The organism is Thiothrix nivea DSM 5205 (genome assembly GCF_000260135.1).
In the GTDB taxonomy this organism is placed as follows: domain Bacteria; phylum Pseudomonadota; class Gammaproteobacteria; order Thiotrichales; family Thiotrichaceae; genus Thiothrix; species Thiothrix nivea.
This window is the reverse complement of the sequence record NZ_JH651384.1, coordinates 679,327-696,462: the sequence shown is the minus strand read 5'-3', so window position 1 is coordinate 696,462 and position 17,136 is coordinate 679,327. Positions and strand designations below refer to the sequence as shown.

The following is a 17,136-nucleotide window of genomic DNA, read 5'->3' as shown; positions in this document are numbered from 1 at the left end:
CCTGTCCTTTACGGGCCTGTGCCGGTGATGCCTTTCAGCTTCGCCACCAGCAGGCTGATGCCGACGCCTGCGAGCGCCCCACCTACCGTGCCGTAGGTGGCTGAACGGGTTTCGACGGCGCGTAGACGCTTATCAATGGCATCCAGCTTGTCGCTATTGGCCTTGCTGGTTTCATGCATGGAATCCAGCCTGCCCTCCAGCTTGCCGATAGCGCGAATCATTTCATCCGACATGGCTGTTGTACCCCTTGTTGTGCTTTTCCAGTGCTGACTGGCAATCCACGCAGCGCACGGCGTTAATCAGGGAAAAGCGCAGCACGGGGATGATGTCCCCGCACTCCAGGCAAACGCGGTTGCCGCTGGCGTCCGTTTCTGGCTCTTCAGCAGGGCGTCGAACTTGCTGCAATGCTTGTTCGCGCTGCATTTCTTCAATGGCTTGCGCACGGTCTAGGTCGTCCATTTGTACCCTTGTTGTGGTTGGCAGGTATGTGGAATGTCATTAATGACGGCTCGGCCACGCTCATTGCAACTGGTTGCTATCAGATTATGGGTGAGCTTCGCTCCCATCCAAAAGGTGGCAATGATGGCAATCAGTGTCATAATGAACTGGAATAGCCATTTGTCTTGCGCACGCATGGCTATACCTTCGCAAACTGGAAGTGCATCCAGTCGTAGTTTTTGCGCCGCCCCAGCGATTGTGCGCCGGTGCTCTCGATGATCTCCCACCATGCGTTGTACTCCGGCTTGGCGAGACTGGCTTTAGATTTTCCCCAGTCAAGCCGGTTGTTGGCTGGGTCGATGTCGACCGCAATGCCCCAGGCATGGGTGCTGTAGTAATTGCCACCGCGAATCTTGCGCACGTTCAGGCAGCCGCCGAAGCGGTCAAGGCGCAGGTCGTGAACCTTGTCCTGGCCGTAATGCGCCAGCGTTTCACGGAAAATGTATTCCATCGGATCGGCCACCAGGCGGTGGCAACTGAATCCATCCATGATGGTGTTCAGATCCCACGCCAGACGCAGCGGGTAGGCGGTTTTGATGCGCACCTGATCAGTGCCAACCGCGCCAAAGTAACACTCCAGTGAATCCGGGTTGCCGGATGGCCAGCGCGCCGGGTTGCCGGGTGCTTCCGGTCTGCCGTCGTCGCGTTCAGGCGGTGCGGCGCGGTCTTCCATGTCATCTGAAAACAGCATATCCAGCAGTTTGGTGCTGATCTTGCCGTTCATGGTCAGGCGGTTGATGCGCTGGAAGGCAATGACGGCTTGTTCCGTCATCTCCCCCCATACATCATCAATTGCCCCGAGGTAAAGACCTAGTGCTGCCAGGGCTTCCTGCACTTCCTTGACGCTGGCCATTAGCGCCATCCTGCATCGTCAAAGCCGGGATGCGCAACGCCAGGGGGTTTTTCGGTTGGCAGATGGGGTTCGGGGATCGGGTCAGGTAGCGGCACTTCCGGCCAGGCTTTAACCTTGTCACGGGTGTCCACAATAACCGCCAGCGCCAGGGATAGCTGGTCTTCCAGCTCAGCTGTAGCCGCGCGCCCGAAGAAGCCTTGCAGCCCTAGCAGGATAGTGGTTGCGGCAACGGAACCGGCAATGTCAAACGGCAGGATACCCACGAACGCAGCGGCAATCATGCCAGCGCCAACCAGCACCAGCAGGATGCTGATGATGTAAGTGCGGTAGCCGCCCATAGGGATGGCGCGGATCAGCCAGGGAAGGAATGCTTTGATCACATCAATGTCTCCGTCAGTTTGCGAATGTGTTTATGGAAACCTGATTGTGCGTTGCTGCACCGGCAAACTGCCGTTTGAACCGGGTCAGCCGGACAAAGGAAAGCCCGCAACAGGGCGGGCTTTGATCAATAGAATGTGTTTTGTTCGCCGGTAGGATGTGGGTGTTATTTTTATGATGTTCGGCTATGGTTCGGTATACTGCGGCGTATTGGAGTCACTGTCAAGTGATGGCGCAATAGGCAAAGGCTCTGTTGTCAGCTTGATAGAGGGTTATACGGACGGCTATGTAAAATCGTTCCGTATAGCATAGCGTTATGCAGCCATCCCCTGTTTCAAATTCTGCTTGAGTTCCCAGCCCTTGAGTTCCCAGAGTTTATCCCGTGCTTTGCGTTCTGCGTCATCACGAGCGATTTTGTAGCCGATTTCGGCATTAAAGTTTTCCTTGCTGACGCTTGCCGCTTTTCCGATAGCCACGATAAAACCATCATCCAGTTCAGCAGCAACCAGTGTCGTGGTGGTTTCTGGTACTTGCCAAGAGTGATATTTCAAAGAGCCAACCAATTCATCAATTGTCTGGGTCGTTACCCGTGGCGCGGTCAAACCTTTTTCAATGATTTCTTGTTCAATTTCACTGTCTTTCATGTCAAAATCCTATCAAATACAGAAAAAGAAAATATTAGTAGTTGCAATAAAGACAACGGCTTATTATAACATTTAACCGTGTTTTTATCATTAAATGCAGAAAAGAATTAAATGAAAATAAAGGCATAACGACCAGCTCGACGACGGATCACGGGATAGCACATCGCCATTAACGACCTACTCCCCGCGTGACCCGTCAGCATCGACAGGTTAGCGGCAGGCCGTTCCATGATTTTGAGAGTGTTTATAATTCGACTCTGCAAAATCACAAGAAAAGCGAGGCTTGGCGCTCCTGCTCGGTCTCGGCAATAATATTGTAGATGGCCCGGCAGGATAGCCGGTGTTGTGTTGCCAGGTGGCGCACCCCGACCTTGCCGAAGTCGCGGCGGATTTCGTCGTTGCGCATCTTGCGCAGCACGCCATCCATCTTGGGAATGTACCTGATGCGCTCGCCGTTGTAATAGGCGCAGAGCGCGACCACCGCCGGATAGGGCAGCACCTCTTGCAGCACCATCGCCCGTTCAGGGTCTTTGGGTACGTCAAGATATGTCCCTCCCCAGCGCCGCATGATCAAGATGGTGTTGTCGTAACCAATCAGCCCGATCAGTTCGCGGGCGACTTCCGGCAGGTGGTCGTAACTGCTCATTATTGGGTTCTCCTCTTCCAGGATTTGAGGGCTTCCACGCACTTGTTGAGTTCCGGGCTGGTCGCCCACTCCAACCGCTCGGCCTGCATGTGCTGGCTGCAAAACGCTTGCAGGGCGTCATCGTCGGCATTGCGCACCTGTCCATGCTCATGCAGCCAGCGCCACAGCTGGCGGACCAGGTTAATGCGCGGCAAGCGCCAGTCTTCCGCATTGCGTGGCTTGGCCTTGAACTGGAAGCCCTTGGCCTTGAGTTCGGACAGCGCCGCATCCAGTTGGCTCCAGCCCATACTGGTGGCGGAATAGACCTGCTTGCCGCCTTTCTTGGTGGTGAGGGTTGCGCCATGGCGGCGCAACATCTCACGGTAGCTGTCTTCGTCCATGCCCAGTTGGGTCTTGGCGATGGCGACCAGCTTGATCAGGTCGGAGCGTTTCACGCTTTGCCCCTTGCGGTTGCCAGGATGTTGTCAAGGTCGCCAAGCAGGGCTTCCGTCGCCAGCAGCGGTGAGCCTGCTTCTTTGGCGGCATCGCAGAATTCCTGCAACTCCTGCGCGGCTTCCATGGCCCAGACAACGATGGCTTCCGTGGTTTCGCTGTCGGTCATGTCAATGCCGCTTTCTTCCTCGACGCGCACGGTATTGACAAAATCAAACAGGGAGTCAGGGTCGGCGTGGAGGATGCCGTCAACGGTGTCATCATCCCAGCGCATCCAGTACGGGCGGTTGTCGCTGCGTTCCAGTGTGGCGGGCATCATTTCACAACTCCTTCCACTTCGATTTCAGAACCGAATGGCTTGATCCAGAAGGATTCGGACTGGGCAATGGTGATGCCTTTAACGTGCTCGATTTCCTTGGGGTTGGCGAGGATAGCCTCCTTATTGATCTCCTCCTTGGTGCGGATGAATTGCAGTAACGCCAGTTGCTTGAGGCGCTCCAGCACGACTGCCACGCCCGTGATGCGCACTGACGGCGTGCTGGTGCGCCAGCCGAAATCACCGGTGGCGCATTTGACGGTCTTGGCCTTGCCGGTCAGCAGGTCGGGCTTGTTGGTTTCCGCCCACATCTGGATGGCGGTTTGCAGTGCGTTCAGCTCATCCTTGAATGGCTTGGCCTGGTTCTCGTATTTCTCCTTGATGGGGTTGAGTTCGTCGTTCATGTCATGTTCCAGGCGGGAGATTTCGCGCTGGACTTCGCCCAGGCGCTGAATCTTCTTTTCCGCTTCTTCGAGGCTGGTGGCAGCGGCAACTGCTACGGTTTTGGTACGTGCCATATGGCTTTCTCCTGTCTTTACCCAGTGGTTATAAAAGTGAGTCCTGAAACTCATTCATGCGCTCGGCCAGCTGGCGGCGCAGGTGTTTGGCTTGCGCCGTCATGCCCACGCCCACGCCGCGCATGGCGATGTTGGCGTGGGCGAAGCCATCGTTGTCGATCACGACGATGGCTACGGCCTGCGCCGATTTGCCGGAAACCAGGCTGTTGGCGGTTTCGCGGACTTTTCTGTCAATCTGGTCGCCTGGGTAGGCGTTGTTTTTCCAGAAACTCATGGTTGTTCCCCTTGTTTGGCATGGAAAGCGTCATCCAGCATCTTGCGGATGCGCTCCCGGTTGGCTTGTGCCTGCTCTTCCGAAATGGCTGGCAGGCGCTCATAGGGTTGGTATTCAGGCGATGTCGTCTGGCTGATGGCGCTACTGGCGACTACACCTGCCTGACGCATCCCGCTACCCTGCCTATTGGTGCTGCGCTGCTGTTCAATGGCCGCACTTTCGGCCTTGGCCGCCATGCGCTCGGCGCGGTTGGCCAGGGTTTCCAGTAGATAGCCATTGCCTTTGAGTGGCAGCCGGTCAGGCTCCAGGGTGCTGGCCAGGTGCTGCATGGCTGCTGCCCATACGCCAATGGTGACGGCGTGGGTTGTGCCTTTGCGCTTCAGTTCCTGCCCTCTCACCATGGGCAATAGCTCACTGGCAATCTTGAGCATGGTGCTGCTGCGCAAGTGCGTCTGGCGCGCTGGCTTGAACAGCTCCATGTAGTTGAGCAGCGGCCATTGCGCCTCCTGCGGGAACTGCGCCAGCACCACTACAAAGTCGCGCCAGTCCTGGTCGGCGCGGGCTTCGCGCAGGTCGAAGCTGGCACCACAGGCAGGGCATTGCAGTTGCAGGCTCATGCGCCACCCCCATCCGGGTACGGCTCATGCCACCAGACGGCGATACCGGCATGACGCGCCTGGCAGGCTTCGCAGCCGCCGATTTCAGCCATGCACATCCAGCCCTCCGACAGGTTGTTGGTCTCGGAAACCGGGGTGCGCTTGATGTGCTCAAACAGCCCCATTTGTTCGTGGGTCGGCAAGTCGATTTCCAGCGCCGCACTGCCGTCATCACCCATGTCGGCTTCCAGTACGCGGAAACCATTGTCAGCCAGCAGCAGCAGTGCGCCATAGGCGCGGCCAAAGGCGCGGATCAGGTTGGCATTGCCCTGTCCAACGCGCTCATCCAGGTGCTTGCCCAATTTGGTCTGGTCAGTCATGGCTATGCCCTCTTGCTGGTCATGATGATGATTTGCGCCTGCTGGCGGATGCCAGCATCGGTGATCTGTTGCAGCAGGTTTTCCATGCTGCGCAGGGCGCGGTCGCGCACCTCCATGCCTTTGACGGTGGCGCGGGTATTGGCTAACAAACGGATGTTTTCCAGGTGGATATCATCCTGGTTGACCGCGCCGCGCTGGTGACCACAATGGGTGGCCGTTTTGTTCGCTACCCGGTCGATGATCTTGCCGCTTTCAGGGTTCAGGTATTCGTATTTGGTGGATGCTCGCGTCATGTCACACCTCCTGAGCCGGGGTGAGGGACATGGCTTGTTTGGCCACTGCCAGCACCAGCTTGGCGCTCAGGGCGTGGCCTTGACCAAGGCCGTAGTCCTTGACCGTAGGAATGACGCCCTCGCACAACATACGGGCGCTGCCCTTGCAGAGCGACCAGAATGCCTTGATGGTGTCTTCGTCGGCTTGCGGGAACGCATTGCTGATCAGTGCAGCGGCATCCTCCCTGGTGATGCTGCGCTGGATCGGCGGCACAAATGGGGCGCGGCTCCTGATCTGGTCGAATACGCCGTGGTCGCGGGCGATGATGGCGTGCAGGCGTTCCGTTCCGGCCAGGACGATACCGACACCTGCCTTGTCGCGGATGCGGCGCAGGTATTCCAGCCCTGCCGGTTTGGTCTTCTCCGCCTCGTCGACGATGATCAGCCGGTCAGTGCCTTTGAATGCCTTGAGGATGGCGCGGAATTTGGCGTTGATGCTTTGCCCAGGGTTGGCGATGCCCGCCTGTTCCATAATGTCGTCCAGCAAGGTGCTGCTGGTCATGTCGGGGTCTGCCTCCACCAGGATGACACCGCTGTTATCGGCGGCGTAGCGCTTCAGTGCCGTGGTCTTGCCCGTGCCGACGTAGCCCGCCAGCACGCCGAAGTTACGGTAGGTGCGGGCGCGGTTACAGACGGTAATGGCCAACTTGTAGACGCTGGTTTCAGCGAAGTTGTCGTCATCAATGCCTTTGGCCTTGCGGTCTTCGTAGCGCGCAATCACCTCTTGCATTACCTTGATTTGCTTGCCGGGGCTGGCCTTATAGCCACCACTCAGCACGCTGGCGACCGTGCCGGATGGCAGGCCGGTGGTGGATGTCAGCCACTGCTTGTTGATGCTGGGGTTGCTGTTTAGCCAGTCGTAGATGCTGGCCAGCGCGGCCTTGTCATGCTCGGTGTACTGGTCGCTGATCTCGCTCGGTAGCGGGTAGCGTACCGGTGCGGTGGTTTCGGTGTTGTCAGTCATGGTCGTTTCCTGTAATGTTTAACTCTGCTTGGCCTATTCGGCCAGGGGTGGATTGAAACCTGTAATGTTAAGGTCGGTTGTTTCCTTATCGGTTGGCCCTGGTGTCCACTTCGTCAGGTCAATGACGATTTCAGGGTCAGGCTGATCAAGGTGATGTGGAAGCGGGGCGTTTGTCCCGCTTTCTTTTTGGGTTTCCAGCTCAAGGATTCCCTGGGTGGCGGCCTCGTGGCCCAATGTCATTCCGGCGCGGCGTTTATCCTCCTCGATGTGCAATTCATTGCGTTTGATTTGCTGGCGCAGGCGCTCTTGCGTCTGCTGTTCGATGCGGCTGTCCGGCAGGTAGCCAGCCTTTTCCGCCAATTTGGCATCACATACCCATTGCTCATTGGCGGTCAGCACGCGAATGTACTGGTCGTTGTGTACGCTGTACTCGCACACCATGTCAGCGCCCTCGAAGTGGAGCAGGTCAGGTGCGCGATAGATGCGGCCATCCAGGGTGATCTGTCCGCGTGCGACCTTGCGCTGCTTGCGCGGCAATACGATGGCGGCAGGGCGGTATTCCAGTGGCACGCGCTGGAGTTGCGCCCACATCTGGGCAGGGGTGCGCCCATCCAGACCCCGGTGTGGGCGGTTGTGGTAGTCGTCCAGCCAGCCACGGAAGGCGTCTATCCACTGGCTCAGGCTAGGCAGGCTGGTGGTGTTCTTCTTGCCTGGGCGTACTATGTCCCGCAAGACGCTTTTGCTCATGTCAGTACCGCAGTAGGTATCCCAGCCCTTGTTAAAGCCGCGCTCCATGGTGCCGAACCAGCGTTCAATCTGGCCTTTGGCCTTGGCGTTGCCGGGGATGGCAAAGATCACATCCAGCCCAAAACGCCGGTAGTAGCCGGTGCTGGGGTCGTTCATCAGTTTGCCTTTGAAGCCGGAGCCGTTATCCAGATGCAGGCAGGCTGGCACATGGTCGTGCTGCGTAAAGGCATCGGCCAGCGCGAACAGGGTGTTCTGGGCGTTTTCAGCCTCACCTATCCACCAGCTGGGGATGTAGCGGCTGGCCACATCCATGACGGCAGTCAGTTCCGGACGCCAGCGCCCGCCGGTTTGCGGATGGGCGATGTAAACATCCACGGTATGGCCATCAAGCTGGTAACAGTGCCCGACCGGCAGGTTCTCGGTGGTGCGTAACCGGTAACTGCGATGGTTTAGCTTGACCTCTTTCGCCCCCAGCCTGCCAGCGCTATGGGTGGTCAGGTCGGTGGGTAGTGCCATCAGGTAGCGGTGTACGCGGTTATACTTGGCCTCGAATCCCTCCTTATTGAGCTGGTCAACCACCCAGGTGATGCTGGGCTTCTGTGGGCGGGCATACAGGCGCATCGCCCGCAATTCCCACCCCTCTTCCTGGTGCGCCCGCCCGCTCCGGTTGTCGATCAGGGCTTCCATGCCGTGCTGCTGGTAGTCGGTCAGCCAGCGGTAGATTTGCGCCTTGCTGACCGGGTTGCCGCTCTTGCCGAGTTCCACGGCAGTGCTGTGCATGTCGTGGCGGGGCGAGCTGACCAGGTTATAGACGTGTTCAGCGGCCCGGTTACGGCTCCAGCCCAATGTTTCCATCTGGTCAATTGCCATCCGCACAAAGGCAAGGCGACGGTCGGCCACCGCCTGTTTGCGGCTATTGGCTGCGCTGGCGGGTTGGCTGGCGGTCTGCATCAGGCGCGACTGTGGCAAGGTGATGAGGTTGGATATTGGCGCTGGCATGGCATATCCCCCCTTATTCGCCCTTGCGTGGGCGGCCACGGCCACGGGTGAGCTGGCCTTCTTCCAGGTAAGCGCCCATGCGGGACTCGCTGCGCGCCATCTTCCTTTTCAGCATCATGTCGCGCGCGGCGTCGATCACGTCCAGCTCGGCTTGCGTCATGGGGATCGACACGCGCCCGGCGATGTCGGCGGGGTCAAGGTCATACTGGCCGCACAGGTCGGTAAACAGCCTGCTGGCGCTATTGATGACGCTGGCCACGCTGGCAATGGCCGGGTACATGGCGGCGTAGAGGTTGCGCCGCCCTGCTGATGGGTCGCTGATGCTGAGGGAGTGGTGGAACTTTTCGGCGTGGAACTGGATGGAGGAGAGTGCGGCTATCGCCTCATCCGCCAGCACGCTGGATTCCTTGCGCAGCTTCACCACGTCGGCGGGGTATTCGCTCCCGGCGGCGGCGGTTTCGTGGGCTTCCTTGAGGCGTTTGACTTCCTTGTACAGGCTGTCGACCTCCTTCTCGGACTTCTCCAGTGCGTGTTCCGTATCCGCCAGCTCCAGTGCCAGCTCCTTTAGCTGCGACTTCTTGCGCAGCCGCTTGGCCAAGTCCTCGTTCCCGTCTTCCAGCAGGAACTCCACCAGCGCCGGTTCGGCGTTCGCCAGTAGCAGCGCAGATTTCTTGGGGAGCATGAGGTACTTGTCGCGCTCCTTCGGCTCAAGTGTTGATGCAAACTGCGCATAACGCATGGCCTCCGATGCTCGAAAGCGGTCTATTCCTACGCGGTTGCAGTGGTCTTCAAACTCCCCGTGCTGACATTTCTCTTTGGCTATGATCAAGCGAACGCCTGACCTGATCAGTAGGGTTGCTGAGCTAACCATGTCATGAGCTGCTTCCATGGCCATATCTGACGTGGACACTGAGGCATCAATGCCAAGGTCTACAGCAAGGCTGAGCATGTTTTCCGAAATGTGCGCCAGGCGCACATTTGGATTTTCGGGGATGGCGGGCAGGGTTTCTTTTGCTGCTTCGAGTTCGGAGACGCTGCGGAAGGGGCGCACGATCTCTTCGATGTCGGCATCAGGGTTAGTGTCGACCATATTGCTGACATCAGCAAAATGGTCGGGCTGCTGCGCGCTGCGCGGCGCGGCGTACAGGTCAATGGTCAGGTCGTCGTCTGCTTGTTTCATGGGATAGTCAGCCTGTAATCGTGGTTAACAATAATGACCTTGGCGCTTGCCTTGATGGGCTTGGGCTTGCCGCTGGCCTTGTTGATCTGTTCCAGGTAGGCGCTGGTGGATTTGCCCAGCGCCTTCCGGATGGCTTGCTTGTCTGCCGGTTTCATTGGCCGCCACCCGCATTGCTGGGGCAGGCCGCAATCCAGCGTTCGCTGCCGTCCTGGTAGTGGATGACGCAACCGCCATCCGGGTGCGGCGTGACGGAGGCAATGACCGGCAAGAGTGTAGTCTTGTCGGCAGCGCCCGCCTGTGGGGATGGTGCAAACAGGGCGACTGCCATTAGCAGGGCGGCGAACGTGCCGCCATTGATCAGGCGTCGCGCGGTTGGCTGATAGCGCCGCGATACTGGCAATACACCTTTGCTCTTGGTGATGAGCTTGCCGCCGCCCGCTTCCGGCTTTTCGTCACGCGACTTATACGTGACAACGTGGTTGGAGTTGGCGATGTAGGCGCGGTTGATCTGCACCCAGTTCCGCAGGCGCGCGCCAGCCAGGGCGCGGGCGATGCTCGCCAGTGATACATAACTGCCGCCACTGACGATCTGTGTGCCGTCTTCCAGCGTGATGGCGTCCAGAAACACATCTTTGCCACTGGTGAGGCGGGCGAGGGTGTATTTGTCCTGCGCGTAGAAAGCTTCCACCTCGGCCAGGTCGACGCGGATGCGGGCGCGATGAATGCCTGGGGCGGCGTAGGTGATGTAGTTGGGCATGGTTGCTCCCCTTGGTTCAGATAGAAAAAGTGATGATGACGATCAGGCCCGCCAGCGCCACGAAGGCGAGGGTTGCCCAGATGTCCGTGGTGATCTGGGTTTTCATGCCGCATCCCCGCTGTCGTAGCGGCCATCTGGCCACAGCTCGTGCAGTGGCTTGCCGGTGATCTCGGCCAGCTTCTCAGCCACCGGGCGGGATGTGCTGTAGCCGTTGATGGCCTGGCTGACAGCCGGAAAGCTGATGTTTAGCTCGGCGGCAATGTCGCGCTGGGTCTTGCCTGCCAGGTACAGGGCAAAGCGGCGCTGGATTGCCTGCACCTGGCGGATGCGCGGCTGGCTGGCGCGATGGATTCTGATGGGTTGTGTGTTGTCCATAATCGGTTAACCTGTTAGGCTTTGAATGTTGTTTGGGTGAGGTCTGTTTTCATGTGGTTTGATGAGAGCTTTTTGCAGAGGCAACTTTCCACCGCCCTAAAACAACGGCAAATGCTGACCGTATTCGCCGAAAAGAACTCTGTGGCATGGGGTAGTGTGGCGCTGCGTGCGCTACTGGAAGGCGATCCGTTTCATGGAAGTCTGGCAGCTTGGCTGGATTGGCGTGATGACCATGATGACTTGATCCGGGATTTTCTGGCGGTAATGCCAGAACAGGCGCGGAAAGACGGTCGATTTCAGCCTTTGCCGCTGTATCTCCTTGCGTCCATTGAGCATATAGATGAGGGAGTGCATTTTCTAAATGCAATGCAATCAGTTCTGATTGAACCCGATAGTCTCCAGTCAGGAGAATGGTTTCTTCCGCGCTGCAACCAAGCGTTTTGGACAGTTGTTGGATCGACTCATAAATGGCCGTTTTCTGGGAGCAGTCCATTAAGTTGATATTTTCCGCCAGGCGGACTGCACGCTGGTGTCTGGCAATGCGTTGATGCTCTAAGGGTGTCATGGTTGTCTCCTTGATCCCATCCGATAACCGGTAGGGATGTTGTCAGTTGGTTAAGCGGCGAAGGGACATTTGTCCGGTATCCTTCCGCCTTGGATGGTTAAGTTATTAACCATAACTTAATTATTTACTCGTTTGAGTAAATTTGCAAGGATTTTTTATCCATATGAGTAAAAATTTAAGGCTCAGGGAAGAGCGAAAGCGAATAGGGATGAATCAGACTGAATTCGCCGAAGCTGGCGGCGTACAGATAAGCGCTCAAACAAATTATGAAAGAGGCGTGAGGAATCCCGACTGGGACTACCTGGAAAGGATTTCTGATCTAGGCGTGGATGTGCTGTACGTAGTGACGGGCAGGCGCAGCAGGGCGGTTGAGGCTCCTGTGTTTTCGCAGCAGTACGGGAAGGTCGGTAATGTCGTCCATGCCGGTGATGGTGTGAGCATTGGCGACATCAGTATTGATATGGGTGGCGGCAAAGGGCGGAAGAAGTGAGGCTGCAAGAGTATCGCGACCTTATTGAGGCAGTTTCAAAGCGGCAGGAAAAGCAGGAGGCGGCATGACAACAGTCAATGCAGAGAAAGCGTTTGAACTCATGTATGAGCTTTTCAAGGCAAAGCCATGGCTCAATTCGGCAGGGGTTATGGCAGGGGATGACTTCCACGCGGAGAGTGAGGCGGTGGCTTTTTTATTGACGCTGGACCAGGCGGAAGGCTGGGGCGATTGCTCAGCACCAGCCAGAAGGGTTGTCAATTCGTTGCTGCTGGACTTCCTTTCCAAGCTCAGGGGTTCGATGGCGCATCATACTTGGGAGGTGGATGCTGGGCTTCCCAAATGGAGGCAAGCAGTGGCTGTGATTTCATCCGAAATTCTTGGCAGTCATCCCCATCTTTCAAAGAGGCATTAAGCGCCTTGCGTACCCCCTCCAGTCTTTCCGGTGGCAGCAGGCCACTCAGGTTGAAAGTGCCATGGTAGGTTCCTGGGGTGTTGGTGGTCATGTCGTTAACTCCAGTGTCTGTCAGCGTGCATTAACAAAGGGCGCGTAAAATGCCGGAAAAAGCAAAGGACATATTATGAACCAGCATTTCGGCAAGGTCGGCGCAGTGGCAAATCTCAGTGGTCGGGTGAACGTCGTGAAAATCCTGGTGGTGAACCGTATTATTGCCGTCAACAGGACGATCCCGCACCTGACATTGGTGCAGTGGCTGTCACTGGCTGGCCTGGTTGGCTTCGGTTTCATTTCCGGTATCAAGGCTTTTGTCCTCTGACCATTTTGCCGGGGTCGGCAATATGGTCCATGACCGCGCAGAATCGCGTCTAAGGCGCTCAAGCCATGGGGCGCTATGCTGGTTCGTCCAAAAAAAGTTGAGTTACTGGCGGCGATTTCAAGACGGTTTCAAAACGAGTTTGTTTTGGGGTTTTGGGCAGATGTCAGGGTGGGGCGCGGATGGCGTCGTTACGGGCTTTCTGGCGGGCGTTTTCGGTGGCAATGTCGGCTTTCAGTGCGGTCAGCACCACATCACCATGCCGGTTACTATAACGCTGGAAGAATGCCGCGCGCAACGGTGGCCGATTAAAGGTTGAAATCACCCACCTCACAAAACATGCCCGCCTGAATGTCGGGTCACAGTTCCCTATCGGTTGCCTTGCCACATTACCTCCTTGCGGCGCTGTCCGGTTTGTAGCAGACTATTCGCATCCTCCCCATGCCCTGCCGTTTGAATGTCTGCCGACGGCAACACAATCGCCCCATCCAGCACAATGCACCCATCGTTAATCAACAGCAGCGGTGGTGCATGGATCAGGTCAATACAAGCGGTTTGGCGGGCTGGCTGGAAATTTTCCGCGCTGGCACCCGTGCCGATTCCAAAGGCGTCGAACGCACGTTCACGCAAGCTGACCTGGAACAGATCGTCAATAATTCATGGTCTGGCGACCCCATCCCCCATGTCATCACCCACCAGGAACTGTATTCCCCGTTTGCCTATGCGAAATCCCCCGAGATTCGCGTCAATGGCGATTTGATCGAATCCCGCCAGACCGACATCGAGCCGCAATTTGAAAAGCTGGTGAAGGATGGCCGTCTCTATTCCCGCTCCGTGCGCATGATCCCGACCGAGCGCGGCTGGAAGATCACGCATATCGCCTGGCTGGGTGCTGAGCCACCTGCTGTTGAGGGTCTGGCGCCGGTGCAGTTCAGCGCTGATGGCAACCCTGTTGATTTTTCCTATCCCATCAAATCGACATCCCCGGAGGATGGCATGACTGATAAAGGCAAGTCCGGCGGCGATGCCGGTTACACCCAGGCGGATGTTGACCGCATGGTTAATGAGGCCAAACAGGCGGCGGCGGCTGAGTTCTCCAGCCAGAAAGCCGCACTGGAAGCTGAGCTGAAAGTCGAGCGCGACAGCAAGGCGCGCGCCGAGTGGCAAGCCACGATTGACAAGGCGTGCACGGAAGGTCGGCTGACCCCGGCGCAAGCCGAGGGCATGGCGGATTTCGCCCTGCAACTGCCAGCCACGGCGATTGAGTTCAGCCGCGGGGATGACAGCAACAAGTCCACCGTCAAGACAGACGCAAAGCAGTGGTTTGCGGATTTTGTCGGCAAGCTGCCGAAGCAGGTGGCGATGGCCAGTGATGCTGGTGGCGATGGCCAGCCAGGCGTCGATAAAACAGATGCTGATGCCATCGCCAGTGCGGCGGTCGAGTATCAGGCGGCAATGTCCCAAAAGGGCATCATCATTTCCGCCAGTCAGGCGGTCGCCCACGTGGTTGGAGGTAGCAAGTAATGGTGCGTGGTCTGGTTAAAAATTTCGTGGCGGGCGCTGCTGTGACGGCAAACCGCATCGTCAAGCACGGCGCGGCGGATGACGCGGTTATCCATGGCGCTGCCGCAACCGACAAGCTGCTGGGCGTGGCTGATGCCGATGCTGCCAGCGGGGCGCGGGTGGATGTGGTGCTGTCCGGCGTGGCTGATGTCGCCTATGGCGGCACGGTGGCGCGCGGCGACTTGCTGACGGCTGATGCCAATGGCAAGGCGGTCGTGGCGTCCACAGGCAACCGGGTGGTTGGTGTGGCACTGGTGGCAGGCGTCGCTGGCGACATCGGTGAAGTGCTGCTGGCACAACATTAATAAGGAGTAGTGACAATGGCTAATCGCCCGTTTCCCGTCAACCCGGTCATGGTGGCTATCGCCATCGCGTACCGCAACGCTTCCCTGATTGCCGATGAGGTGCTGCCGCGCCTCGCGCCCATGGCAAAGGAAGAGTTCAAGTATTTCGCTTATGACATGGCGGAAGGCTTTACCATCCCCGATACCAAGGTCGGGCGGCGTTCCCGCGTGAATGAAATCAGCTTCACCGGCGTGGAAATCACCGCCAGTACCGAAGACTTCGGCCTGGAAGACCCGATCCCGCAGACCGACATCGATAACGCGGAAGCGGGGTTTGACCCGAAAAACCATTCGGTCGAACAGCTCACCAACCTGATTCTGCTGGATCGCGAAGTGCGTGTATCCACCCTGCTGTCCAGTACCAGCAATTACGATGCTGCCAACACGGAAACGCTGGCGGCTGGCAGTCAGTTTTCTGATGCCGCCGCCGATGTGCTGGGTATCATGGAAGACGCCTTTAATGCGCCGGTCATGCGCCCCAATGTCGCCGTCTTTGGTCAAGCCTCCTGGTCTGCCTTCCGCCGCCACCCGCAAGTGGTTAAGGCCGTGCATGGCAACTCCGGTGATGCAGGCATGGCATCGCGTGAGCAGGTGGCGGAACTGCTGGAAGTCAGTAAGGTGCTGGTCGGTCAGGCGCGGGTCAATACCGCCCGCAAAGGCCAGGCCGCCAGCCTGCAACGCGCCTGGGGCGATATGGTCAGCCTGATCTATCAAGATGCGATGGCCACCAACCGCAACGGCACGACCTACGGCTTCACGGCGCAATACAAAACCCGCCTGGCTGGCTCTGAGCGTGACGGCAATATCGGCCTGCGCGGCGGCGAGCGCGTGCGTGTCGGCGAATCCGTCAAAGAAGTCATCAGTGCCAAGTCGCTGGGCTACCTGATCCAGAATACCGTGGCGTGAGGTGGGTGATATGGCAAGCAAGAAACCTCCCGCACCCGAAGATAACCCCCCCGAAGCAGCAGCGGCTGGCGTTGACGAAGCCAGCGCAGGGCGGGAGGCAGGTGTTTGCATCCTGCTGACTGCCCTGCGAAAAGATGGCAAGCGCTATCCTGTCGGGGCTGAAATCCGCCTGACTGAGGCGGAACTCGAACGGCTACCGGCTACCACTGTCACCATCAAGGAGTAATCATGAGCTACTGCACGACAATGGACATTATCAGCAGCATTGGCGAGAACGTGCTGGCGGAAATGCTGGACGTTCCCGCCAGCACTCTGGCGGATAATGCCAGTGTGACTGATGCCATTAAGGATGCCGGGTTGCGCATCGACAGTTATCTGGTGGGGCGCTACCCCTTGCCATTGCCAGTAGCGGCGGAATCCCTGCGGGTAGTCGCGGTGGACATCGCCGTTTATTACCTGTTCCGTCTGCGTCGCCCAGGCGACCTGAAGGATTATCTGGCGCGTTACCAGGAACAAATCGCGTGGCTGGAAAAGGTACGCATCAACGAACTGGATGTGCCAGAGATGGCGGCAAGTGCTGCCGCTGATGATGGCGTCCATGTTATTGCGCCACCCTCCTGTATTGGCTGGGGTGCATACTGATGGGCGCTGTCATCGCTATCGATATCGATACAAGCAGCCTTCAAGAGGGCTTCAACCGCTTGTTGACTGCCGTTCAGGATTTGACGCCCGTCATGCAGGCTATTGGCCTGAAGCTGGTGGAAAACACCCAGGAGCGGTTCCTCTCCAATGTTTCGCCGGATGGTGATAAGTGGAAAGAGCGCAAGTATGAAACCGATGATACAAAGGGGCGGAAAATCCTGACGGGGCATGGGCCGCATCTGCGCAACAGTATCACCTACCGTGCCAGCGCACACCAGGTGGAGGTTGGCACGAACTTGGTGTATGCCGCCATCCACCAGTTCGGCGGCAAGACCAGTCCACACAAGATTGCGGCAAAGCGTGGCAAGTCGCTGGCTTTCGGAGTGAACCCGAACGCAAAGAAAAAAGGTGATCCTTGGCTGGTGAAATCCGTCAATCACCCCGGTTCAAAGATGCCAGCGCGCCCGTTCCTTGGCCTGAGTGCTGACGATGAGCAGGACATCATGGATATCATCGAAACCCATATTGAGCGGGCGACACCATGAGCTTGCTGGAGCTTGAGCAGGCGATACTGGGAAAGCTGGCGGCAACGCCACAGCTGTCCGCCTTGAAGGTTGAGCCATACCCGGAGCGGCCATCGGAATACCGCCTGATGAACCCAAAGGGCGCAGTGCTGGTGGTGGTGCAGGGTAGCCGTTATAGCCAGGCTATTGGCGGCGTCCAGGCGCGCAAGACCCGCATCATCATCACCTTGCTGGTGCGGAACCTGAATAGCCATGCTGGTGCGTATGTTTTACTGGATGCGGTACTGGCATCCCTGGCTGGATGGTGTCCTGGTGATGGTTGGTATGACCTGGCTGCGCAGTCCGAGAATTTCGTTACAGAAGACAATGGTGTATGGCAATACGACGTTGTGTTTGAAGTTGAAAGCAAACTGGTAAGCGCCTATGGCGCATGTGGAGAATGA

31 protein-coding genes are annotated in these 17,136 nt (G+C 57.8%); 11 read left to right on the top strand and 20 right to left on the bottom strand.

Going from position 1 to position 17,136, the window contains the following annotated elements:
* Window positions 1-8: 8 nt before the first annotated feature.
* The 19 genes from THINI_RS03620 to THINI_RS03530 all read right to left on the bottom strand — a co-directional run bounded on the left by THINI_RS03620 (window position 9) and on the right by THINI_RS03530 (window position 10,889).
* On the bottom strand, window positions 9-233 hold the full coding sequence (locus THINI_RS03620; RefSeq protein WP_002707306.1) for a hypothetical protein: 225 nt from the start codon (window positions 231-233) through the stop codon (window positions 9-11).
* Complete coding sequence (locus THINI_RS03615) at window positions 223-459, bottom strand: TraR/DksA C4-type zinc finger protein (protein WP_002707305.1); 237 nt, start codon at window positions 457-459, stop codon at window positions 223-225. Before THINI_RS03615 ends, THINI_RS03620 begins: the two co-directional genes overlap by 11 nt.
* Window positions 460-637: 178 nt before the next feature.
* Window positions 638-1,351, bottom strand: a complete 714-nt coding sequence (locus THINI_RS23135; protein WP_002707303.1) for a M15 family metallopeptidase — start codon at window positions 1,349-1,351, stop codon at window positions 638-640.
* Window positions 1,351-1,731: a hypothetical protein gene (locus tag THINI_RS03600; protein WP_002707302.1), complete on the bottom strand. Its 381-nt coding sequence runs from the start codon at window positions 1,729-1,731 to the stop codon at window positions 1,351-1,353. Before THINI_RS03600 ends, THINI_RS23135 begins: the two co-directional genes overlap by 1 nt.
* 312 nt (window positions 1,732-2,043) lie before the next feature.
* The gene (locus THINI_RS03595) at window positions 2,044-2,373 is read right to left on the bottom strand and encodes a Gp49 family protein (protein ID WP_002707301.1); all 330 of its coding nucleotides are present in this window, start codon (window positions 2,371-2,373) and stop codon (window positions 2,044-2,046) included.
* 265 nt (window positions 2,374-2,638) lie between these two features.
* Complete coding sequence (locus THINI_RS03590; protein WP_002707300.1) at window positions 2,639-3,019, bottom strand: Mor transcription activator family protein; 381 nt, start codon at window positions 3,017-3,019, stop codon at window positions 2,639-2,641.
* Window positions 3,019-3,453 (bottom strand): regulatory protein GemA, encoded by a 435-nt coding sequence (locus tag THINI_RS03585; RefSeq protein ID WP_002707299.1) that lies wholly within the window; start codon window positions 3,451-3,453, stop codon window positions 3,019-3,021. Before THINI_RS03585 ends, THINI_RS03590 begins: the two co-directional genes overlap by 1 nt.
* Window positions 3,450-3,770 carry a hypothetical protein gene (locus THINI_RS03580; RefSeq protein ID WP_002707298.1) on the bottom strand — a complete coding sequence of 107 codons (321 nt, stop codon included), beginning with the start codon at window positions 3,768-3,770 and terminating at the stop codon, window positions 3,450-3,452. Before THINI_RS03580 ends, THINI_RS03585 begins: the two co-directional genes overlap by 4 nt.
* Window positions 3,767-4,285, bottom strand: a complete 519-nt coding sequence (locus THINI_RS03575) for a host-nuclease inhibitor Gam family protein (protein ID WP_002707297.1) — start codon at window positions 4,283-4,285, stop codon at window positions 3,767-3,769. The genes THINI_RS03580 and THINI_RS03575 overlap by 4 nt, the downstream gene beginning before the upstream one ends.
* 28 nt (window positions 4,286-4,313) lie before the next feature.
* Complete coding sequence (locus THINI_RS03570; protein ID WP_002707296.1) at window positions 4,314-4,559, bottom strand: hypothetical protein; 246 nt, start codon at window positions 4,557-4,559, stop codon at window positions 4,314-4,316.
* Window positions 4,556-5,176 carry a hypothetical protein gene (locus THINI_RS03565; RefSeq protein ID WP_002707295.1) on the bottom strand — a complete coding sequence of 207 codons (621 nt, stop codon included), beginning with the start codon at window positions 5,174-5,176 and terminating at the stop codon, window positions 4,556-4,558. Before THINI_RS03565 ends, THINI_RS03570 begins: the two co-directional genes overlap by 4 nt.
* The gene (locus THINI_RS03560) at window positions 5,173-5,535 is read right to left on the bottom strand and encodes a hypothetical protein (RefSeq protein WP_002707294.1); all 363 of its coding nucleotides are present in this window, start codon (window positions 5,533-5,535) and stop codon (window positions 5,173-5,175) included. The genes THINI_RS03565 and THINI_RS03560 overlap by 4 nt, the downstream gene beginning before the upstream one ends.
* Before the next feature lie 2 nt (window positions 5,536-5,537).
* On the bottom strand, window positions 5,538-5,828 hold the full coding sequence (locus THINI_RS03555; protein WP_002707293.1) for a hypothetical protein: 291 nt from the start codon (window positions 5,826-5,828) through the stop codon (window positions 5,538-5,540).
* A gap of 1 nt (window position 5,829) precedes the next feature.
* Window positions 5,830-6,831: an AAA family ATPase gene (locus THINI_RS03550; protein WP_002707292.1), complete on the bottom strand. Its 1,002-nt coding sequence runs from the start codon at window positions 6,829-6,831 to the stop codon at window positions 5,830-5,832.
* A 33-nt stretch (window positions 6,832-6,864) separates the two neighbouring features.
* Window positions 6,865-8,577 carry a Mu transposase C-terminal domain-containing protein gene (locus THINI_RS03545; protein WP_002707291.1) on the bottom strand — a complete coding sequence of 571 codons (1,713 nt, stop codon included), beginning with the start codon at window positions 8,575-8,577 and terminating at the stop codon, window positions 6,865-6,867.
* A 13-nt stretch (window positions 8,578-8,590) separates the two neighbouring features.
* The gene (locus THINI_RS23130) at window positions 8,591-9,757 is read right to left on the bottom strand and encodes a hypothetical protein (RefSeq protein ID WP_002707290.1); all 1,167 of its coding nucleotides are present in this window, start codon (window positions 9,755-9,757) and stop codon (window positions 8,591-8,593) included.
* Window positions 9,754-9,912, bottom strand: coding sequence for a hypothetical protein (locus THINI_RS24950; RefSeq protein WP_002707289.1), 159 nt, complete (start codon window positions 9,910-9,912; stop codon window positions 9,754-9,756). The genes THINI_RS23130 and THINI_RS24950 overlap by 4 nt, the downstream gene beginning before the upstream one ends.
* The gene (locus tag THINI_RS03535; protein ID WP_002707288.1) at window positions 9,909-10,514 is read right to left on the bottom strand and encodes a LytTR family DNA-binding domain-containing protein; all 606 of its coding nucleotides are present in this window, start codon (window positions 10,512-10,514) and stop codon (window positions 9,909-9,911) included. Before THINI_RS03535 ends, THINI_RS24950 begins: the two co-directional genes overlap by 4 nt.
* A 102-nt stretch (window positions 10,515-10,616) precedes the next feature.
* Window positions 10,617-10,889, bottom strand: coding sequence for a helix-turn-helix domain-containing protein (locus tag THINI_RS03530; RefSeq protein WP_002707287.1), 273 nt, complete (start codon window positions 10,887-10,889; stop codon window positions 10,617-10,619).
* A 51-nt stretch (window positions 10,890-10,940) separates the two neighbouring features.
* On the opposite strand from THINI_RS03530, the gene THINI_RS03525 reads away from it, so the two are divergent.
* The 4 genes from THINI_RS03525 to THINI_RS03510 all read left to right on the top strand — a co-directional run bounded on the left by THINI_RS03525 (window position 10,941) and on the right by THINI_RS03510 (window position 12,717).
* Entirely contained in the window at window positions 10,941-11,390 is a 450-nt protein-coding gene (locus tag THINI_RS03525; protein WP_040839054.1) for a hypothetical protein, read from the top strand.
* A gap of 227 nt (window positions 11,391-11,617) precedes the next feature.
* Window positions 11,618-11,944, top strand: coding sequence for a helix-turn-helix domain-containing protein (locus THINI_RS23125; RefSeq protein WP_002707285.1), 327 nt, complete (start codon window positions 11,618-11,620; stop codon window positions 11,942-11,944).
* Between the two features lie 64 nt (window positions 11,945-12,008).
* Window positions 12,009-12,356, top strand: coding sequence for a hypothetical protein (locus THINI_RS03515; RefSeq protein ID WP_002707284.1), 348 nt, complete (start codon window positions 12,009-12,011; stop codon window positions 12,354-12,356).
* 166 nt (window positions 12,357-12,522) lie between these two features.
* The gene (locus THINI_RS03510; RefSeq protein WP_002707283.1) at window positions 12,523-12,717 is read left to right on the top strand and encodes a hypothetical protein; all 195 of its coding nucleotides are present in this window, start codon (window positions 12,523-12,525) and stop codon (window positions 12,715-12,717) included.
* Window positions 12,718-12,880: 163 nt separating this feature from the next.
* Here the strand turns inward: THINI_RS03510 and THINI_RS24945 are convergent, their stop codons facing one another.
* Complete coding sequence (locus THINI_RS24945; protein ID WP_169314580.1) at window positions 12,881-13,039, bottom strand: hypothetical protein; 159 nt, start codon at window positions 13,037-13,039, stop codon at window positions 12,881-12,883.
* Between the two features lie 116 nt (window positions 13,040-13,155).
* Here THINI_RS24945 and THINI_RS03505 point away from each other — a divergent pair, with 116 nt between their 5' ends.
* From THINI_RS03505 to THINI_RS03475, 7 genes are read left to right on the top strand one after another with little or no spacing between them, the layout of a single operon-like run.
* A complete protein-coding gene (locus THINI_RS03505) occupies window positions 13,156-14,238 on the top strand; it encodes a hypothetical protein (protein ID WP_154724334.1) in 1,083 nt (360 codons plus the stop codon).
* The gene (locus THINI_RS03500) at window positions 14,238-14,582 is read left to right on the top strand and encodes a capsid cement protein (RefSeq protein WP_002707280.1); all 345 of its coding nucleotides are present in this window, start codon (window positions 14,238-14,240) and stop codon (window positions 14,580-14,582) included. The genes THINI_RS03505 and THINI_RS03500 overlap by 1 nt, the downstream gene beginning before the upstream one ends.
* 15 nt (window positions 14,583-14,597) lie before the next feature.
* Window positions 14,598-15,527: a major capsid protein gene (locus THINI_RS03495; protein ID WP_002707279.1), complete on the top strand. Its 930-nt coding sequence runs from the start codon at window positions 14,598-14,600 to the stop codon at window positions 15,525-15,527.
* 10 nt (window positions 15,528-15,537) lie between these two features.
* Window positions 15,538-15,753: a hypothetical protein gene (locus THINI_RS03490; protein ID WP_002707278.1), complete on the top strand. Its 216-nt coding sequence runs from the start codon at window positions 15,538-15,540 to the stop codon at window positions 15,751-15,753.
* Window positions 15,754-15,755: 2 nt separating this feature from the next.
* Window positions 15,756-16,169, top strand: coding sequence for a DUF1320 domain-containing protein (locus THINI_RS03485; RefSeq protein ID WP_002707277.1), 414 nt, complete (start codon window positions 15,756-15,758; stop codon window positions 16,167-16,169).
* On the top strand, window positions 16,169-16,714 hold the full coding sequence (locus tag THINI_RS23120) for a phage virion morphogenesis protein (protein ID WP_002707276.1): 546 nt from the start codon (window positions 16,169-16,171) through the stop codon (window positions 16,712-16,714). Before THINI_RS03485 ends, THINI_RS23120 begins: the two co-directional genes overlap by 1 nt.
* Entirely contained in the window at window positions 16,711-17,136 is a 426-nt protein-coding gene (locus tag THINI_RS03475) for a Gp37 family protein (RefSeq protein WP_002707275.1), read from the top strand. Before THINI_RS23120 ends, THINI_RS03475 begins: the two co-directional genes overlap by 4 nt.

Bases quoted from the DNA above. Each gene is read 5' to 3' on its own strand.
- THINI_RS03620 (WP_002707306.1), bottom strand. From the start codon at position 233: ATGTCGGATGAAATGATTCGCGCTATCGGCAAGCTGGAGGGCAGGCTG.
- THINI_RS03615 (WP_002707305.1), bottom strand. From the start codon at position 459: ATGGACGACCTAGACCGTGCGCAAGCCATTGAAGAAATGCAGCGCGAA.
- THINI_RS23135 (WP_002707303.1), bottom strand. From the start codon at position 1,351: ATGGCCAGCGTCAAGGAAGTGCAGGAAGCCCTGGCAGCACTAGGTCTT.
- THINI_RS03595 (WP_002707301.1), bottom strand. From the start codon at position 2,373: ATGAAAGACAGTGAAATTGAACAAGAAATCATTGAAAAAGGTTTGACC.
- THINI_RS03590 (WP_002707300.1), bottom strand. From the start codon at position 3,019: ATGAGCAGTTACGACCACCTGCCGGAAGTCGCCCGCGAACTGATCGGG.
- THINI_RS03580 (WP_002707298.1), bottom strand. From the start codon at position 3,770: ATGATGCCCGCCACACTGGAACGCAGCGACAACCGCCCGTACTGGATG.
- THINI_RS03575 (WP_002707297.1), bottom strand. From the start codon at position 4,285: ATGGCACGTACCAAAACCGTAGCAGTTGCCGCTGCCACCAGCCTCGAA.
- THINI_RS03570 (WP_002707296.1), bottom strand. From the start codon at position 4,559: ATGAGTTTCTGGAAAAACAACGCCTACCCAGGCGACCAGATTGACAGA.
- THINI_RS03565 (WP_002707295.1), bottom strand. From the start codon at position 5,176: ATGAGCCTGCAACTGCAATGCCCTGCCTGTGGTGCCAGCTTCGACCTG.
- THINI_RS03560 (WP_002707294.1), bottom strand. From the start codon at position 5,535: ATGACTGACCAGACCAAATTGGGCAAGCACCTGGATGAGCGCGTTGGA.
- THINI_RS03555 (WP_002707293.1), bottom strand. From the start codon at position 5,828: ATGACGCGAGCATCCACCAAATACGAATACCTGAACCCTGAAAGCGGC.
- THINI_RS03550 (WP_002707292.1), bottom strand. From the start codon at position 6,831: ATGACTGACAACACCGAAACCACCGCACCGGTACGCTACCCGCTACCG.
- THINI_RS03545 (WP_002707291.1), bottom strand. From the start codon at position 8,577: ATGCCAGCGCCAATATCCAACCTCATCACCTTGCCACAGTCGCGCCTG.
- THINI_RS23130 (WP_002707290.1), bottom strand. From the start codon at position 9,757: ATGAAACAAGCAGACGACGACCTGACCATTGACCTGTACGCCGCGCCG.
- THINI_RS24950 (WP_002707289.1), bottom strand. From the start codon at position 9,912: ATGAAACCGGCAGACAAGCAAGCCATCCGGAAGGCGCTGGGCAAATCC.
- THINI_RS03535 (WP_002707288.1), bottom strand. From the start codon at position 10,514: ATGCCCAACTACATCACCTACGCCGCCCCAGGCATTCATCGCGCCCGC.
- THINI_RS03530 (WP_002707287.1), bottom strand. From the start codon at position 10,889: ATGGACAACACACAACCCATCAGAATCCATCGCGCCAGCCAGCCGCGC.
- THINI_RS03525 (WP_040839054.1), top strand. From the start codon at position 10,941: ATGTGGTTTGATGAGAGCTTTTTGCAGAGGCAACTTTCCACCGCCCTA.
- THINI_RS23125 (WP_002707285.1), top strand. From the start codon at position 11,618: ATGAGTAAAAATTTAAGGCTCAGGGAAGAGCGAAAGCGAATAGGGATG.
- THINI_RS03515 (WP_002707284.1), top strand. From the start codon at position 12,009: ATGACAACAGTCAATGCAGAGAAAGCGTTTGAACTCATGTATGAGCTT.
- THINI_RS03510 (WP_002707283.1), top strand. From the start codon at position 12,523: ATGAACCAGCATTTCGGCAAGGTCGGCGCAGTGGCAAATCTCAGTGGT.
- THINI_RS03505 (WP_154724334.1), top strand. From the start codon at position 13,156: ATGCCCTGCCGTTTGAATGTCTGCCGACGGCAACACAATCGCCCCATC.
- THINI_RS03500 (WP_002707280.1), top strand. From the start codon at position 14,238: ATGGTGCGTGGTCTGGTTAAAAATTTCGTGGCGGGCGCTGCTGTGACG.
- THINI_RS03495 (WP_002707279.1), top strand. From the start codon at position 14,598: ATGGCTAATCGCCCGTTTCCCGTCAACCCGGTCATGGTGGCTATCGCC.
- THINI_RS03490 (WP_002707278.1), top strand. From the start codon at position 15,538: ATGGCAAGCAAGAAACCTCCCGCACCCGAAGATAACCCCCCCGAAGCA.
- THINI_RS03485 (WP_002707277.1), top strand. From the start codon at position 15,756: ATGAGCTACTGCACGACAATGGACATTATCAGCAGCATTGGCGAGAAC.
- THINI_RS23120 (WP_002707276.1), top strand. From the start codon at position 16,169: ATGGGCGCTGTCATCGCTATCGATATCGATACAAGCAGCCTTCAAGAG.
- THINI_RS03475 (WP_002707275.1), top strand. From the start codon at position 16,711: ATGAGCTTGCTGGAGCTTGAGCAGGCGATACTGGGAAAGCTGGCGGCA.